Origin of the sequence: Paenibacillus sp. FSL M7-0656 (assembly GCF_038003225.1) — a bacterium.
In the GTDB taxonomy this organism is placed as follows: Bacteria; Bacillota; Bacilli; order Paenibacillales; family Paenibacillaceae; genus Paenibacillus; species Paenibacillus amylolyticus.
On the sequence record NZ_JBBOOT010000001.1, the window covers coordinates 528,878 to 545,909 of the forward strand.

The window sequence follows — 17,032 nt, forward strand, 5'->3', positions numbered from 1 at the left end:
CCTTATATGATCTTAATTAGTTTTTCCCCGATCGTAATCGATGGTTTATCTATACCAATTACATCTGTAAAGTCATCTGAATTCGTAACAATAATAGGTGTAGTCAGATCATAACCTTTGGCGGCTATTGCATCTGTATCGAATTCGATAAGTAAATCCCCAGCTTTTACTTCATCACCTTCTTGTACATGCACCTTGAAATGTTCACCTTTCAGCTTCACCGTGTTCATGCCGATATGAACGAGGAGTTCAGCGCCATTATTCGAGCTAATACCCATTGCGTGGAAGGTAGGGAATACCGCGGATATGACACCATCGGCTGGTGAAACGAGTTTTCCAATTGTAGGTTCAATGGCGATCCCTTTTCCCATAGCTCCAGTTGCAAAGGCTTCGTCCTTTATTGTTGATAACTCTAGAACTCGACCAGTCATTGGTGCTGTGAGTACATGTTCAGAAACACTAACAACAGGCACACGGTTTGTTGAAGATGAATTGGCTGGTGTTCGTTGATCCTCTCCATCCTCAGGCACATCTTCAAATCCTAAAATAAGCGTCATCAAGAAGGTAACAACAAAGCCAATGACCAGACCAATTGCTGCATGGATTAGGTTCCATGGATTATCAGTGATAAATGCTGGTAACGTAGCCAAGCCGGCAATGCCTAGAGCAGATCGAGCTACACCGAACAAGCCAACGTATATTCCGCCTACAATACCACCAATGACAACAGCGATCAGTGGTTTTTTTAACCGTAGATTTACACCAAACAATGCAGGTTCGCTAATTCCTAACAGCGCAGTTACGCTAGTAGAGTAAGCAACTTGTTTAAATGCTTTATTTTTGGTTCTTAATGCGACCGCGAGCGCAGCTGCACCTTGAGCAATATTGTGTACGAGCATACCTGGGCCAACAATGCCATCGGTTTTTGTCTGTGCATAAGCAGTGAGGACAACGGGTCCCAAACTATAGTGCATCCCCGTCAGAATCAGGAATGGGAATGCCCCGCCGATAATACCAGACACTAACCATCCTGCGTGTGTATTGACATAGGATACAGCAGAAGCAAGGTAGTTACCGGCAATCGCACCCAATGGTCCTAGAATAATTAATGTTAGAGGCGCCATAACAAGGATTACAACTAAAGGTTTCAAAATGGATTTGATCACGGAAGGAGAATACTTTTCAGCAAATCGTTCCACATATGACAGGATCCATACAGCTAGAATAATTGGAATAACGGAAGAAGAATACGTCGCTTGTGTGACAGGCAGACCAAAGAACGTAACAGGCTCACCCGCAGACATCAATGCCGAAAAGCTAGGATGTAACAAGATACCCGCAATGGTTAACGCAAAACCCACATTAGCTTTAAGTTTAACAGCAGCACTCCAAGCGAGCAGCATTGGCAAGAAATAATAAGCCGCATCCCCAACGAAAGTCATAATCGTATTAAATTGACCGTCAAGGTCAACGAGATCAAAGGTTTTCAAAATAAGAAGAACTGCCTTAATCATGGCGCAACCAATCATCGCCGGTAGGATGGGTGTAAAGATTCCGGAAATCGTGTCCAGAACAGTGGAGACTTTTCCTTTTTTCACAGTTGGAGCATCATTCTTGCTTGTAAAGTTCCCTAGTTGCGCAAGGGCTTTATAGACGTTGTTGACCTCATTACCAATAATGACCTGATACTGACCTCCACTACTGGCAACGCCCACAACTCCTTGTACGTTTTTCAGTGCTTCGTTGTTTGCAATCGACTCGTCTTTTAAGTTAAAGCGCAGCCTGGTAGCACAGTGTGTAACACTTTCAATGTTTTTTTCACCACCAACAAGTTTTAGAATGTCGGTAGCCGTTTGTTCATGTTTCATTTTTGTTCCCCCTTCAATGTATTATTCTACAAAAAAAGACCTAGAGTTCTATCGAATATAGATATGCTCTATACACGATGGAACTCTAGGTCTTGCCTGCATCACCAGTAACAATCCTAGTATAGTCATTATGGAGCGATGATGGGTCAATCCCTTTCTTCATCAGTCACCCTTTTGATATGAACAGTTAAATACACCAATTCGTCTTCGGTTAATTCTTTCCCATAGTCTACCCGAATCAACTGCGCAATTCTTAGACTACATTGGTACTCTAGCTTATATTTTTCTTTAATAATATTGAGGAAATCGTTATCATTACTTTTCATCACCGTATTGTTAAACAGACGATAGGCAAAAAACTTTAGATGCGTGACCAGTCTGGAGTAGTGAAGGGAGCTTTCGTTAAAGTGAATTTTGAACTGATAACGAATAATATTTAAGACCTTTTGAATCAATTGTGTCATCTTCATGGTATCTTCCATTTCAGATCCTAGTTCTGCATTGACGATATGAAGCGCAATAAAGCCGGCCTCATCTTCAGGCAACGTAATGTTGAATTCTTGATTAATCATATCCAAAGCCTTCAAAGCCACTCGATACTTATTGGCGTAGAATGCTTTAATTTCAGACAATAACGCATTGTTGAAGTTCATTCCCTGTTTATAGCGTGATACGGCGAAGTTAATATGGTCTGTTAGCGTCAAATATATATTTTCATTCAGCTCTTTATCCAAGGACTGCTTGGCATATTGAATAATACTATCAGACACACGGATGTACTCCATCGGAATCTGCGCGAGCAGGGCATATAATTTTCCAGTTACATTTTTGGACTTCAGGAAAAATTCTTTCTCAATCTTCTCTGTGTCCACATCGTCTCCTTTTTTCTTCTGAAAACCAATGCCACTTCCTAGAAGCATCATCTCCTGGCGTCTTTCATTTACAGCGCAGACGACATTATTATTAATAATTCGCGTGATTTTCATACGAATCTCCTTTTAAAATGAAACGTTAACAGAATTTAGCAAATAAAAAAGACCATTAATAGTGCACACATGGTAATTATACTCTACATGTTTGCATATTAATCGGTCTTGCCTGCTGATCAGTAACAATCCTGATTATATTCATTATTTACTTGTACGATTATCTTAGTGGAAGGCGTTAAATTTGTCAATATGGTCATTTAAGTACTGATGGGGCATTTGCCTGAATACAACAAGAGGATATCTCCCCTATCCTAGCTTACTTAATTAACTTATTTACAGTGATCATCAGTTCATCCAAAACTTTGTGATCGCCTTCTGAAATGCGTTCAATGACACAGCTTTTCATATGATGTTCCAAAAGCTGCTTTCCTACGCCATTCAACGCGGATTGAATGGAGGCAATTTGGTGCAACACGTCATCACAATACGTATCCTTCTCAATCATTCCTTTTACTCCACGCACTTGCCCTTCAATCCGATTCAACCGGCTAATTAATTTTCGCTTCGTACTCTCCGAATGATGGCTTTTCCGCTCGTTTGAAGATGTATGGTCACATGAGGCGTCCTCAAGTATCGTATCATCCATGTAGATCAACTCCTTTATTACACATTACCATCCCCCCCTACCCTATGTAAAGGGAGCAAGAAGTATCATGGTACGTGCTAAGAGAACGGCTTGTCATCAACTAAGATTGAATCGGTTGGGCAACCATCTACTGCATCTTGTAAGCATATTATACCCTCCACTCCTACAACGATATATCAGTCAAAGGTATATTTTTATTAAGAATAACCCCAGTCGGAAGTTGACCGGGGTCCTAACAGTTATTTAACTAACTCGCTGATTTCAGTGAGATTTTCGGCAAAGCCTACAAAGACCTTATCTCCAATGACAATGGTTGGAACAACCTGTTTGCCAGTCAACTTCCAGACTTCCTCAGCGTACTTGGCATCTTCTTCACAATTGTAATCCGTATAGGGAAGCTCATGCTCTTTAAAGTAACGTTTAGCATAATTGCAATCGCTGCAGGTTGGGATTGAATAAATCTGAATGGATTCCGTCATGCCCAATTACTCTCCCTTGTATTTCAATATATATTACGCTCCGACGTTATATCCTTTTTTACGGATCGCTTCTTCAATTTCAGCGATTTGAACTTTAGAATCGTCAAATCGAACTTCTACTGTTCCTTGTTCAAAATTAACGTGGCCTTCAGCGCCAAGAGCGCTAATTGCACCTTCAATTTTAGATACACAAGAACGGCAAGACATACCTTGAATTTTTACAGTTGCTTCTTTCACTGTTTTCACCCCCTTTCAAGCGTCATAGACTTCAAGTTTTCCAGTGTCATTCGATTAACGAATTTGCTGAACTTTTCTTTGCCTTTTGCATGCATCTTATAATAATCAATAATTGCGGTAACGAAAGGAATAAGCTGATCCTCCATTAATCCGGAGTGTAGAAGCTTGGCGAAGGAGGGTTTAAGCCCCTTCGACTCGCCACCAACATAAACATCGAACTTATCGCGCATCTTTACGATCCCAATATCCTTAATCAACGGTTCACTTGTGCCTAAGGCGCATCCAGCATATCCAATCTTGAGTGGTGTAGGCGTATCGATACCGGAAATGGCCTGATTTAAATTTTTGGCTGTTTCCATGCCTGCTTCTTCTGCACCTCTACAAAAGTTGCAAGCGATCAGACTTTTGGTTACAAATCCTGCAGGGTTTATTTCAAGACCGTGATCCTCAAGTTCATTTGTGATCTGATCTCGTTGTTCAATCGATACTTCTGCGTAGAGTTGCTTAAAGGGTGTCATCTCCACTTTTGAATCAGGACCAATAATCTCGCCAATTTTAACTAGTTGCTCCGGAGTGAATAAGCTTCCACCAAGTTGGATTGCTGGACTAATCGCTATTTTAATTTGATCTCCCATGCTCATACCTCTCTACTCACTTTACATCTACTACAAAAGGTACTGTAAAAACTTCCCCATCATGTTGGAATTGGCCCCAGATTTTATAGATTCCCCTATGCGGGAAGGAGGTCATAAACTCCGCTTTTGGACCTGTTGCCTTTTCCTCTGTTGGATGAACATGCAGATATTGCTCTGCATCCTCAGAAAGGATAACAACATGACCTACAGCACCGAGGTATTGTTCAAGATTATTAATCCCTTCGTTCGTTGACGCATCCATGATATTAAAGGTCAGATTTACGTCGTTGTTGGCCTTTTTGGTACTCAATGAAAGTTCGATTTTTTTACCAACCACTTCTTTTATAAGGTCGGAATCCGCTTGAACAGGCTCTTGGGCTTTTTCTGGACCTCCAACGTTCACCCATTCACTGAGTGTAGTACTCGCTCCACCTTTTGGAACAAAGTCGGCAAGGATTTTGTATTCGCCACCGGCTGGAAATGAAGTTTCAATCGCAAACTTTCCATCGCCTTTATAATCAGGATGAATGTGATTAAAGTAAGAAAGATCTTTACTCACCACGATAAGGTGCATTCGTTTTTCGTGGCCCATTTCAAATTCATTAACCGGATTTCCATCGGCGTCCGTGATTTGGATTGTCAGATGCGAATTTTCATTGGCCTTCACATCTGATGCAAAGGAGAACGAGGCTTTAGGGCTACTTGCTGTTGAATCAGCGTGAGGCCCTGCATGATCATGACTCGCACCTTCAGTTTCAGAATTCATCTCAGTATGATTCATACCACCATGTCCATCTGTATGTGCACTTTCTTTAGGGGTTCCGCAAGCAGACAACACACCGAAAGCTAAAACACCGGTTAACATTAGCATGATTTTTTTACTCCTCATCATCATTATGTTCGCTCCTGTTCTAGTACATTGACTAGTGACGTACTTTTACGCGTTGCAATCGCAGGGCGTTTAGAACGACGGATACCGAACTCAAGGCCATCGCTGCGCCTGCAACCCATGGTGCTAACAGACCGATAGCTGCAATAGGGATACCTAAAGTGTTGTAACCAAGTGCCCAGAACAAGTTTTGCTTAATGTTGCGCATGGTCTTACGACTCATGTAGATAGCATCAGGAATACTGGATAGATCGCCGCGCATGAGTGTTACATCAGCTGCTTCCATCGCTACATCTGTCCCCGTACCAATCGCCATACCAATATCTGCAGTTGCCAAAGCCGGTGCATCGTTGATACCATCGCCAACCATGGCCACTTTTTTACCTTGAGATTGCAGTTTTTTCACTTCTTCCGCTTTTCCTTCCGGCAAGACCTCTGCACGAACGTGGTCAATACCTACTTGAGCAGCGATGGCTTTTGCCGTCCGTTCATTGTCACCTGTAATCATAATGACCTGAATGCCCATTTCTTTCAGACGGCTCACTGCAGCTTTCGAAGTTTCTTTAATCGTGTCTGCTACAGCGACCATACCTGCATATTGACCATCAATGGCAACCAGCATCGCAGTTTTCCCCGCTTCTTCCAAACGTGACATCGAATGATAAGCTGCTTTTGCATCGATATTATACTTTTCCATCAGTCGACGTGTACCCACGAGTAGTTGTTTACCTTGAACCATTGCCTGGATTCCGAAACCCGGAAATGCTTCAAAGGATTGTGTTCCTGGTAGTTCGATATTTCGTTCCTGGATGCCTACAACGATGGCTTCTGCAAGTGGATGCTCAGAATTTTTCTCTGCAGCTCCAACAAGTTTCAGGAATTCATTTTCATTGCCAAGAGCGACGACGTCAGTCAATTCAGGTTTACCTTTTGTAACAGTACCGGTTTTATCCAGAAGGATCGCATCAATTTTATGCGTCTGCTCCAGATGCTCTCCGCCTTTGAACAACACCCCTAGTTCAGCCGAACGACCAGACCCCGCCATAATGGATGTTGGGGTTGCAAGTCCAAGTGCACATGGACATGCGATAACAAGAATCGCAATTGCTTTTTCTAACGAACCTGCAAAATCGCCTGGTGTAACCCAGAAGTACCAAACCACGAAAGCAACTATTGCAATTCCTACAACGATCGGGACGAATATGCCCGAGATCACATCGGCTACCCGCTGAATTGGTGCTTTTGATCCCTGAGCTTCTTCAACAACCTTAATAATTTGTGCAAGAGCGGTTTCTTTACCTACTTTGGTTGCTTTGATCCGAAGAATACCGTTTTTATTAATCGTAGCTCCAATCACAGCATCTCCGACTTTTTTCTCTACTGGAAGGCTTTCACCTGTAAGCATGGATTCATCTACAGATGAGATCCCTTCCAGCACCTCTCCATCTACAGGAACTTTATCTCCTGGGCGAATAAGGACAACATCTCCTACAATGACTTCATCCACTGGAATGGTAAGTTCTTTGCCATCCCGAACCACTAATGCCGTCTTCGCCTGCAGACTCATCAGTGATTTAATTGCCTCTGATGTTCGGCCTTTCGCAAGTGATTCAAACAATTTACCCATAAGAACCAATGTAATAAGGACCGCACTCGTTTCATAATACAGGGATGGACCATGATGCATCCCGTCAGCCATACTTGACCATTGAATGGTCAAATATAAACTGTAGAAGTACGCTGCAGAGGTGCCAAGTGATACCAACACATCCATATTCGCACTCCCATTCCGGAGAGCCTTATACGCACCCACATAGAACTGTCTACCAATATAAAATTGTACTGGTGTAGCCAGAATTAGTTGGAACCACGGATTCATAAACAATTCCGGTACATAGATCCATGAAGTGAACGAGAAGTGACCTACCATAGTCCACAACAACGGCAAGGAAAGAATTGCCGAAATCAGTAATTTCCGTTTTTGTTTGCTCAGTTCTTTAGCACGATGCTCACTTGCACCACCACTGGAACCGTCTGCTTTGCTGATCGCTGTATAACCGAGTTTTCTTACCTTGTCTTTCATGTCTTCGATGGAAACTTCACCAGGAGAAAATTCAACTCGAGCCGTTTCCATGGCGAAGTTTACTGAAGCGTTAGTCACGCCGGGCAATTTGTTCAGGCCCTTTTCAATTTTGTTCGCACATGCTGCACAGGTCATGCCTTCAAGATTGAATTGCGCAACCTCTGATACGGAACCATATCCAAGTTTTTTGATTTTTTCCTCAAGTTCTTTCATTTCCACTTTCGTGGGATCATACGTTACACTCGCCTTTTCCAAAGCAAAGTTAACATTTGCTGATGTGACCCCGTCCATCTTACCGAGGCCTTTTTCAATTTTGTTTGCACAAGCTGCACAGGTCATACCTGTAATTTGTATACTCGACTGTTTTGTCTGAGCCGCTGCTGTTGCCACAATAACTCACTCCCCTCATCGTCCATTACTTACGCTACTTCGTAGCCTTGCTCTTCAATAACTTCTTTAATTTGCTCCAAGGAGACTTGATTTTCATCATACGTCGCTTCAACCGAATCATCACTGAGGTTCACCTTGCCACTCACTCCAATTTCTTTCAGAGCACCTTCGATGGAGTTTACACAATGTTGGCAGCTCATACCTTGTACATTCAAAACAATGTTTTTCATCTTATTTCGTCCCTTCTTGTGGGTGATTTTTTGGTTTAGTTTGACCTAAACGATGGGCTAAACTCTCGAGGCCAGTTTTTCAGGTCTCATCAAGCTCTTGTACAATACAATACCCCCCTACCCTATATTAGTCAACATATTTTTATACCCCTATACCCTATATTGACTATCTTTCTCGTTAGATCAATGAATTATGGAGAGAAGAACCGATTATTTATACGCTGATTGGTAATCGGACCATGTTCTTGTCCTTGATTTGGGAATAAAACTTGTACCGATAAAACAAAAAAGCCGCTAAAATAGCGACTTCAATGGGACCATGATCTTGTCCCACGATATAAAATTCCTTTATTTATGGTTGAATGTTACTCCATCCGCTTACATCACATTGTCCATAATCATTATCACCCACAGCAACCATCGTACCATCCGATTTCAGTCCAATCGTATGGGCACACCCCGCCGAAACAGCTCGAATTCCGTGCCAGCCACGTACATCACATTGGTTATGTTTATTCGAACCCACAGCAACCATTGTAGCGTCGGACTTAAGACCAACAGTATGATAACTCCCCGCTGCAACTGCTACAATATCGCGCCATCCGCTTACGTCGCATTCACCTTCATTATTTCTTCCCACAGCCACTACCGTACCATCCGATTTGAGCCCAACCGTATGAAGATACCCCGCCGAAACAGCCAATATGTCGCCCCAGTCGTTTACGTTACATTGGTTATATTTATTGTTACCAACTGCTGTTACCGTTCCGTCTGATTTTAGACCAACTGTATGCCAGTCACCCGTCGTGACCGATACAATATCGCGCCAGCTGCTCACGTTGCATTCCCCTTCATTATTTCGCCCCACCGCAACCACGGTGCCATCTGATTTAACCCCAACCGTACGGCACCAACCTGCCGAAACGGTTACAATATCGCGCCAATCGCTTACATCGCATTGGTCATGCTTATTCCAACCTATAGCAGTTACCGTACCATCAGATTTAAGACCAACGGTATGTGCATTACCGGTGTTCGTAGCCATATGAACATTACCCGCTGCAACTGCGACAATATGGCACCAATCGCTTACCTTACATTGACCATATTTATTATCACCCACAGCTGTTACTGTTCCGTCAGATTTAAGAGCAACGGTATGACGACGACCCGCCGCTATGGCACAGTTACGGAACCGTTTCGTCTCAAAAACCGCTTCATTCCGTGAATTGTAGTCCATATCTTCCTCCTCTCCACCAATTGAAAATCCGCCGTTAGTTCAACTGTTAAGTCATAAAGTTTGTTGTTAAATCGCATGTTACAAAAGAAAGGCTCGCACAGGCAGGGTATTATTACTTCCCTGCCCAATACGAGCGTCTATGTCTTATTATACTAAAACGGTTGATCCGAATGTGTACTTTTAGCAATCGTTTCATTTCATGTAGCGATAGTCTAATAGATCCTTCAAATTTGAGATTTTCTGCAACAGCTGTTCTCCGACATTGGTTTCCCTCACCAGCTTCCGCGCCAGTTCTTTGTCCACCAATCTTTTTAGAGATAACACGTCCGTTCCGTTACATAAGACATCTTCTTTTGAGTTAAATTTCTTATGGGCGACGAGCTGCATGCCAAAGGAATTGTACAACAAGGTATATCCGGCAATGCCCGTTGTGGATTGATAGGCTTTGGAAAAACCGCCGTCAATCACGATCATTTTTCCGTTTGCTTTAACAGGGCTCTCTCCACTAATTTCTTTGACTGGCGTGTGCCCGTTAATGACATGTCCATGATCTGGATTCAAATCAAACTCCTGCAAGATTATTCGACAGATATCTTCATTTTCACGTAAATGGTAGTACGGATTCTTTCTCTCTTTATGTGCTTCTTTATCTTGGATAAAATATCGTTCAAAAGTGGTCATTTCTCTCTTTCCAAAGAGCGAGGAACATTCTCCTGTCCAGATGTACCATACCATATCCGTCGCCAGATCTTCTGTCTCTTCCGGATGCGCATAGGCGTAACGTAAATAATCTTCAAAAACATCAAGCAATTGACGGCCCGCATATGTCTTGTCTTCAATCTGCATTTCTTCCATATTTCCTTCTTCATCCAAAGGAATACAGCCGTGGATTAACAAATTCCCGTTGTATTTTAAATAAAGGCTACCTTTTTTCATGAGAAAATTCATATGTCTGGCCATCTTTTCGGAATGCTGAACGGAGAACAGCAGCTTTTCCATCACCTGGCGTTCTTCCTCCAGCAATTGTTCAGGTTTCTGCGGATTTACGGTTGCAAAACAGGTGTTTTCCAGCAGGTACGTTTTACCGCAGATGTTGATTTCATTGTTGTCGTAATCAATCTGCTCCAGCAAAAGTCTTTCAGACATATTAAAGTATGGGCGTCTCTTGATAATCGGGCTTTCAAGTTTAAACTGAATCATGGCAATGGCTTGGTGAATTTTGGTGATCTGCAGAATTTCCTGCTCCGATACATTATGTCCAGCCTGTAACTTAGGTCTGAAGGACGGATTGTCTTCGTAATATTTCTCCGCCAGGTTTAGCAGTGGGCGGAGATTGATTCCGTATACATCTTCAATGATGTCCAGATTATCGTATCTGGCGCAGATTCGAATAATATTCGCAAGGCAGACCAGAGAACCTGCGTAGGCTCCGATCCAGAGGACATCATGGTTCCCCCACTGTATGTCTACAGAATGGTAGTTGATCAGCGTATCCATAATTTTATCGGGGTACGGCCCCCGGTCATAGATATCTCCAACCACATGCAGATGGTCAACCACCAGGCGCTGTGTCGTATAAGCAAGGCCGATAATGAGATTGTCCGCCTGGCCCAAAGAAATAATTTGCCGATATATTTCCTCGTAATAAGGATCCTTATTGTTGGTCGAATCCGTCTTGTATAGAAGCTCTTCTACAATATATACATATTGCTCCGGCAGAGCTTTACGCAATTTTGAGCGTGTATACTTGGAAGAGGCATAAGAAATAAGCTTAAGCATGTGTTCAATTGTTAGTCTATACCACTGGTTCAAAGCCTGTTTATTGCTCAGTTCCCCTATAACCAGCTGAATTTTTTCTTCCGGGTAATAAACCAACGCCGCAAAATCATTGATTTCTTGATCCGTCCAAACCTCCCGGAATAATTCTTTGATTTTCTCTTTGACGGTACCCGAACCGTTTCGTAGTACATGCTGAAAAGCCTGAAACTCCCCATGCAAATCACTGACAAAATGCTCGGTTCCCTTCGGGAGATTGGAGATCGCTTCAAGGTTGATGATCTCTGTTATGATTTTTTCTTCCGTATCATATTTCTCGGCCAATAAATCTAGAAACTGCTCATCCAAAACAGATGTCCCCCTTCAAGGAAGTATGGTGTTGTATAGCCGGGTCCAAAAGCTTTAGACCGATATCAAATTACACTCTATACTTGGCATTGATTATATGGTAATTATCAGCATCGCCTTCCCCCATCATACTCCAGTTCATCATATATGAACAAATTTCATTGAATGGATTTGAATGAAACAATGTTTGGAGTTATTTAGAAATAAGAAGTGTGTTCGATCTGTTCTGGTCCATCGACATTTTTTTACTAACTGCTATTTTACACAATGAAAAATAAACGATCTATTCTGAGAATTTGCTTGTTTGAATTCCCAATCACCATATGTTTTAATTTTTGAAAAACCGATTTGTTTCAGCGACTCATTGAGTTCTTCTTGATTTCGAAACCTCAGCTGCATTTTTTCATGAACTAACACTTTGTCTGTTTTAGTATTTTTTACAATTTCATAGAAAGTGTAAGTATCTCCCTCAAACCCTTCATATTCTGTATAAATTTCTAAAGGATCTCCGCTTAGTCTATCTTTAGCTAAGTCAGGAGTTTTGTCCTTCTCCCATTCTTCCCATACTTTTACCAAAGGGTTTCTTGTATCAAAAATAAAGTGACCCCCGATTTTTAGGGATCGGAATACGTCTGAGATTACTCGCTTCCAACTGTCATCTGTAAGAAATACCTGTGCAACATTCGCTGTCATAATTACCGCATCATAGGTATTGGTTTGTAAATCCGCACTATCACCTATAATCCAATTCACATTTCCAGAATTATCTTTACTTCGCGCCATTTCAATCGCTTCTTCATTGGGATCTATAGCGGTAATTTTATAACCGCACGGAACAAGATGAGTAGTCCATCTTCCTGTTCCACAGCCCAGGTCAGCTATAGATTCTACTTGTAATCTCTTTAACAATGCAAGGAAAAATTCATCGTCTTTTCCCCAATGGTTAATCTGGTCATATACTACTGGAATCATAAATAATGTCTCCCCACTTTCAACAGCGTTTTACTGTGCTTAACAGTTTGATGTCTCATACATAAGCTATACGGTCTTATTTTCATTCTGTGAACCAAAAACTACCCTAGTTGCTTCTATAAAAGATAACATGATTGGTGAAAGCCACTTGTCTTTATGCCACAACATCTGTGTATATACCTGCAAGTCCGGAATTTGCCAGGGGAGGACAACAAGTTCTCCGCGTTCAACTTCAGATTCCGCGACGATCTCAGGAAGAAAGGCAATACCGATTCCTGAAATTGCACATTGTTTAATGGCTTCAGCACTTTGAAACTCTAAATATGTAATGCTATCAATGCCCTCTTTCTCAAATGACCGATCAAACATCGTCCGATAGGGACAACCCTTCTCATTTGTCAGGAACACTTCATCATGAAAATCTTCCAATTGCAGCACAGTTCGTTTGGCGAGTGGGTGATCTGGAGCAGCTAACAATCGGAAATGTTCTTCCAGCAAAGGTTCCACGGAAAGTCCACTCGAGCGAATAGGTTCATCCAACATATAAACAATATCCGTGGTCCCCTCAAAGAGCGTTTGCTTGAGCTCTTGATTCGGAACTGAGCGGAAAATTAAGCGAACTCCCGGATGCTGCGAACGAAACCGTTGGAAGACAGGTGGAAGCCGATAGGAGCAAATAACCTCATTCGCACTTATCGTTAAGGTTCCACTTAGTTTTTCATTATCATGGACAGCACTACGAGCCTCGTCCATTTTTTCGAGAACGCCTTGGGCGTGTGTTAAAAAGCGTTTACCCGCAGTTGTGAGCGCGAGTTGCTTGCCCAACCGATCAAAGAGGCGAACACCTAGCTCATCTTCCAATGCTTTAATTTGCATCGTGACGTTGGAAGGAACGTAGCTCAGCACTTCTGCTGCCCGCGTGAAATTCAATGTTTTTGCAACCGTACAAAACGTATTCAGTTGACGCAATTCCATCCAATGATCCCTCCTTCATCTTTCAATTTTATTGAATACTATCTTGAATTCTATTCACTTTTATTGAGAGTATCACAGCTCTATACTGAGTACAAGAGATCACAGTGAACCTGTGGTGTTTCATTTTGAAGGGAGCAATTATACGATGGATTATGAAATTTTTAATTTGGGTGATGTACTCTTACAATCAGGAGTGACGTTACCAAATGCTTTTCTTGCTTACAAAACATACGGAAAATTAAATGAACAGAAAGATAATGTTATTGTCTATCCAACGGCTTTTGGAGATCAGCATATTCAGAATGAATGGCTCATTGGCAGCGGGATGGCACTGGATCCAGAGAAATATTTTATTATCGTTCCCAATTTGCTGGGCAATGGGCTCTCTTCCTCTCCCAGTAACACGCCTCCTCCATTCGATCGGGCTAACTTTCCACAGGTAACCATCTATGACAACGTTCGATTCCAGCAACAACTGCTGACCGAAAAATTCGGTATTGAAAAGATTGCTCTCGTCGTCGGGTGGTCGATGGGCGGCATTCAGGCATTTCAATGGGGGGCAAGTTACCCGGAGATGGTTGAACGAATTGCACCTTTCGGAGGCATCGCCAAACCTTGGCCTCACACATTTGTGGTCCTGGAAGGCGTGAAAGCTTCACTGCTATCCGCAGTCGGCTTCGACTCAAGTAAATTAAACCAACTAAGTTCTACAGACATGCGTGCCGTTGGTCGGGTGTATGCGGGATGGGGACTATCACATGCATTTTATAGAGAAGAGCTATACCGTGAGATGGGATTTGACACATTGGAGGATTTTGTAGCTGGTGTTTGGGAAAATAGCTTTATGAACATGGATCCGCATAATGTTCTGGCCATGTTATGGACAGGCCAACATGCAGATATCAGTGAAAACCCCTCCTATAACGGAGACTTTGATAAAGCACTTCAGAGCATAAAAGCTTATGCCTGTATCATGCCGGGAAGCACGGATCTCTTCTGCACAGCGGCCGATAATGAATACGAAGCTAAGCGTATACCTAATGCTGTCTTGAAACCAATCCAATCGATCTGGGGCCATTTTGCCGGTCGTGGAATCAACAGTGCCGATAATCAATTTATTGATGACAATCTAAAACAGTTGTTGTCACTTAGCACTAATGAATAGATCGCCACTTGCATTGGGAACTCAGTGAAGAGAAGTGTTGATCTTTCGGAGGGAGAGCTCCCCCCAAGCAGTGGTGTTGTTGAGTGATGATGTAGAAATTAAGGAACCAGCAATAATGAAGTTGAGGACCTTATTCCGATGTTTCTTTTGCATCCTCTGCCAGTCTCATCTCTATGGCGTTCATCTTTAGTTCCACAGGATAACTCACTCTGGTTGCCATTACAAACACACCTCCAAGATGATCTTGAAGGTGTGTTTGATTAATACATATTCCTAAGGATTATAACTACAATTAAGTAAGTACAGTCATCGCCTCTCTTGTGAATGGAACCAGATCATCAGTACGTCCTTCTTGAATTTTCTTAACCCATTCAGGGTCGACTAGAAGAGCACGGCCTACAGCAACCAGATCAAACTCATTATTCTGAAGTCGTTGTACCAATCCTTCGATACTGGCGTTACTTGCGCCTTTACCTTCTGTGAACAGACTTGTAAAGTCACCATCAAGACCAATCGATCCAACAGTGATTGTCGGTTTACCAGTCAGTTTTTTGGTCCATCCAGCAAAATTCAGATCAGACCCTTCGAATTCCGGTTCCCAGAAACGGCGTGTGGAACAGTGGAAGATATCGACTCCAGCTTGAACTAACGGTGCGAGAAGCTGCTCCAGTAATTCCGGTGTTTCAGCCAATTTAGCCTGATAATCATCTGTCTTCCACTGAGATAAACGCAGTACAATAGGGAATTCCGATCCCACTACTTTACGGCAAGCCTCAATCACTTCAACTGCAAAACGTGTGCGAGCCATCATATCTCCACCGTAACGATCCGTACGAGAGTTGGTTTTCTCATACAGGAATTGGTCGATCAGATAGCCGTGTGCTCCATGGATTTCAACACCATCGAACCCAACGCGTTTCGCTTCTGAGGCTGCTTGTGCGAATTCCTGAACGATTGTAGCGATCTCAGCTTCCGAATAATCATTAACATGACCTTTGGCTCCCATATGCCAGATCTGTGGAATAATTCGACCGCCAGCTTCATGTACTTCAGATACAACATGTGCCCAACCATTCATTGCAGCTTCGCCATAAAAGTGCGGCACATTGGCTTGATTGGATGCATCCGGATGATTAATTATTGTCCCTTCTGTCACAATAAGCCCCACTGCGTTCTCTGCTCTGCGGCGGTAATAGCCCGCAACATTCGAACCCGGGATACCTTCCGGAGAAAATTGACGCGTCATCGGCGCCATCACGATCCGATTGGATAACTTCAAGTTACCTAACTCTATAGGTTGGAACAATGCTTCTACGGATTGAGAATAATTCATAATAACCTCCACATATTTCGTTTTTTTTATATAAATTGACCTAGGAGATGTTAAACAGCAATCAGCCTGGTTAACAGCTAGACGTTATTTCCAAATGAATCAATACACGATTTTTCTCGAAAAGCCCCACCTCCTTCAAGCTTTCGTGGTGTATTGATCCGCCTTCAATTATTTTTGACTCCATAGTCAAGAATTTCACAAAAAAAAGATCAAGACATGATCATGCCAAATGAAGTACGCAGAACCGTCTCGATCTGTTCACGGGATGAACCTGATTTCTCCATAACTCTCACACCAAGAATGGTGTTATTTAGATAAGATGCAAGCTCTATACTCGTATACCGGTTGGAAATTAACTGTTGTTTCTGGCCACTACTTATGATCTTCTCTAATACCAGTTGAATCTCTTCTGCCATGAGCTCAGCTTCGCGTGTGACCTGCTCGTCATCTGTTCCGAATTCGAGTGATGCATTCACAATCAGACACCCTTGGCAGCTAGTTTCATCGTCTAAAAGGGAATATTGTAAGGTATCCAGTTTATCAACGGGAGACGAATCCAGGGCTTCAATCTCTTTCAGTTTCGCTATAACCTGTTCACGGTAAAGTGCCAGCGCCTTCAGGAACAACGATCGCTTGTCTTTAAAAACACAGTACAAACTTTGCTTTTTGACTCCTGTAGTACGCGTAAGGTCCTCATAAGAAGTTGCTTTGAAGCCTTGATTCCAGAACACTTCCATAGACTGGTGTAATACACGATCGACATCAAATTCTCTTGGTCTGCTCATGGGATTAATGTATCAGTTATTGACCATGCAGTCAAGAACTGATCATTTTACA

16 protein-coding genes are annotated in these 17,032 nt (G+C 42.5%); 1 reads left to right on the plus strand and 15 read right to left on the minus strand.

Going from position 1 to position 17,032, the window contains the following annotated elements:
• Window positions 1-2: 2 nt before the first annotated feature.
• The 13 genes from MHI01_RS02265 to MHI01_RS02325 all read right to left on the minus strand — a co-directional run bounded on the left by MHI01_RS02265 (window position 3) and on the right by MHI01_RS02325 (window position 13,697).
• Window positions 3-1,868: a beta-glucoside-specific PTS transporter subunit IIABC gene (locus tag MHI01_RS02265; protein ID WP_127549280.1), complete on the minus strand. Its 1,866-nt coding sequence runs from the start codon at window positions 1,866-1,868 to the stop codon at window positions 3-5.
• A 146-nt stretch (window positions 1,869-2,014) separates the two neighbouring features.
• Window positions 2,015-2,854 carry a BglG family transcription antiterminator LicT gene (gene licT, locus MHI01_RS02270; RefSeq protein ID WP_340982423.1) on the minus strand — a complete coding sequence of 280 codons (840 nt, stop codon included), beginning with the start codon at window positions 2,852-2,854 and terminating at the stop codon, window positions 2,015-2,017.
• A 259-nt stretch (window positions 2,855-3,113) separates the two neighbouring features.
• Window positions 3,114-3,443: a metal-sensitive transcriptional regulator gene (locus tag MHI01_RS02275; protein ID WP_127549284.1), complete on the minus strand. Its 330-nt coding sequence runs from the start codon at window positions 3,441-3,443 to the stop codon at window positions 3,114-3,116.
• A gap of 239 nt (window positions 3,444-3,682) precedes the next feature.
• On the minus strand, window positions 3,683-3,922 hold the full coding sequence (locus MHI01_RS02280; protein WP_074095290.1) for a glutaredoxin family protein: 240 nt from the start codon (window positions 3,920-3,922) through the stop codon (window positions 3,683-3,685).
• 33 nt (window positions 3,923-3,955) lie between these two features.
• Window positions 3,956-4,159 carry a heavy-metal-associated domain-containing protein gene (locus MHI01_RS02285; protein WP_076210398.1) on the minus strand — a complete coding sequence of 68 codons (204 nt, stop codon included), beginning with the start codon at window positions 4,157-4,159 and terminating at the stop codon, window positions 3,956-3,958.
• 5 nt (window positions 4,160-4,164) lie between these two features.
• The gene (locus MHI01_RS02290; RefSeq protein WP_127549286.1) at window positions 4,165-4,794 is read right to left on the minus strand and encodes a nitrite reductase; all 630 of its coding nucleotides are present in this window, start codon (window positions 4,792-4,794) and stop codon (window positions 4,165-4,167) included.
• A gap of 16 nt (window positions 4,795-4,810) precedes the next feature.
• Window positions 4,811-5,689 (minus strand): hypothetical protein, encoded by an 879-nt coding sequence (locus MHI01_RS02295; protein ID WP_288991575.1) that lies wholly within the window; start codon window positions 5,687-5,689, stop codon window positions 4,811-4,813.
• Between the two features lie 28 nt (window positions 5,690-5,717).
• Complete coding sequence (locus MHI01_RS02300) at window positions 5,718-8,156, minus strand: heavy metal translocating P-type ATPase (RefSeq protein ID WP_315372202.1); 2,439 nt, start codon at window positions 8,154-8,156, stop codon at window positions 5,718-5,720.
• A 29-nt stretch (window positions 8,157-8,185) separates the two neighbouring features.
• Window positions 8,186-8,386, minus strand: coding sequence for a cation transporter (locus tag MHI01_RS02305; RefSeq protein WP_047843207.1), 201 nt, complete (start codon window positions 8,384-8,386; stop codon window positions 8,186-8,188).
• Window positions 8,387-8,738: 352 nt separating this feature from the next.
• Window positions 8,739-9,626 (minus strand): RCC1 domain-containing protein, encoded by an 888-nt coding sequence (locus tag MHI01_RS02310; RefSeq protein ID WP_127549290.1) that lies wholly within the window; start codon window positions 9,624-9,626, stop codon window positions 8,739-8,741.
• A 192-nt stretch (window positions 9,627-9,818) separates the two neighbouring features.
• Window positions 9,819-11,750, minus strand: a complete 1,932-nt coding sequence (locus MHI01_RS02315; protein WP_340982424.1) for a fructose-1,6-bisphosphatase — start codon at window positions 11,748-11,750, stop codon at window positions 9,819-9,821.
• Window positions 11,751-12,005: 255 nt separating this feature from the next.
• Window positions 12,006-12,722 (minus strand): class I SAM-dependent methyltransferase, encoded by a 717-nt coding sequence (locus MHI01_RS02320; protein WP_127549294.1) that lies wholly within the window; start codon window positions 12,720-12,722, stop codon window positions 12,006-12,008.
• Between the two features lie 66 nt (window positions 12,723-12,788).
• Window positions 12,789-13,697 (minus strand): LysR family transcriptional regulator, encoded by a 909-nt coding sequence (locus tag MHI01_RS02325; protein ID WP_315372851.1) that lies wholly within the window; start codon window positions 13,695-13,697, stop codon window positions 12,789-12,791.
• Window positions 13,698-13,842: 145 nt separating this feature from the next.
• On the opposite strand from MHI01_RS02325, the gene MHI01_RS02330 reads away from it, so the two are divergent.
• Window positions 13,843-14,862, plus strand: coding sequence for an alpha/beta fold hydrolase (locus MHI01_RS02330; protein ID WP_340982425.1), 1,020 nt, complete (start codon window positions 13,843-13,845; stop codon window positions 14,860-14,862).
• A 292-nt stretch (window positions 14,863-15,154) separates the two neighbouring features.
• On the opposite strand, the gene MHI01_RS02335 is transcribed toward MHI01_RS02330, so the two are convergent.
• A complete protein-coding gene (locus MHI01_RS02335; RefSeq protein WP_340982426.1) occupies window positions 15,155-16,195 on the minus strand; it encodes an NADH:flavin oxidoreductase in 1,041 nt (346 codons plus the stop codon).
• Window positions 16,196-16,404: 209 nt separating this feature from the next.
• Window positions 16,405-16,980 (minus strand): TetR/AcrR family transcriptional regulator, encoded by a 576-nt coding sequence (locus MHI01_RS02340; protein ID WP_340982427.1) that lies wholly within the window; start codon window positions 16,978-16,980, stop codon window positions 16,405-16,407.
• Window positions 16,981-17,032: the final 52 nt, after the last annotated feature.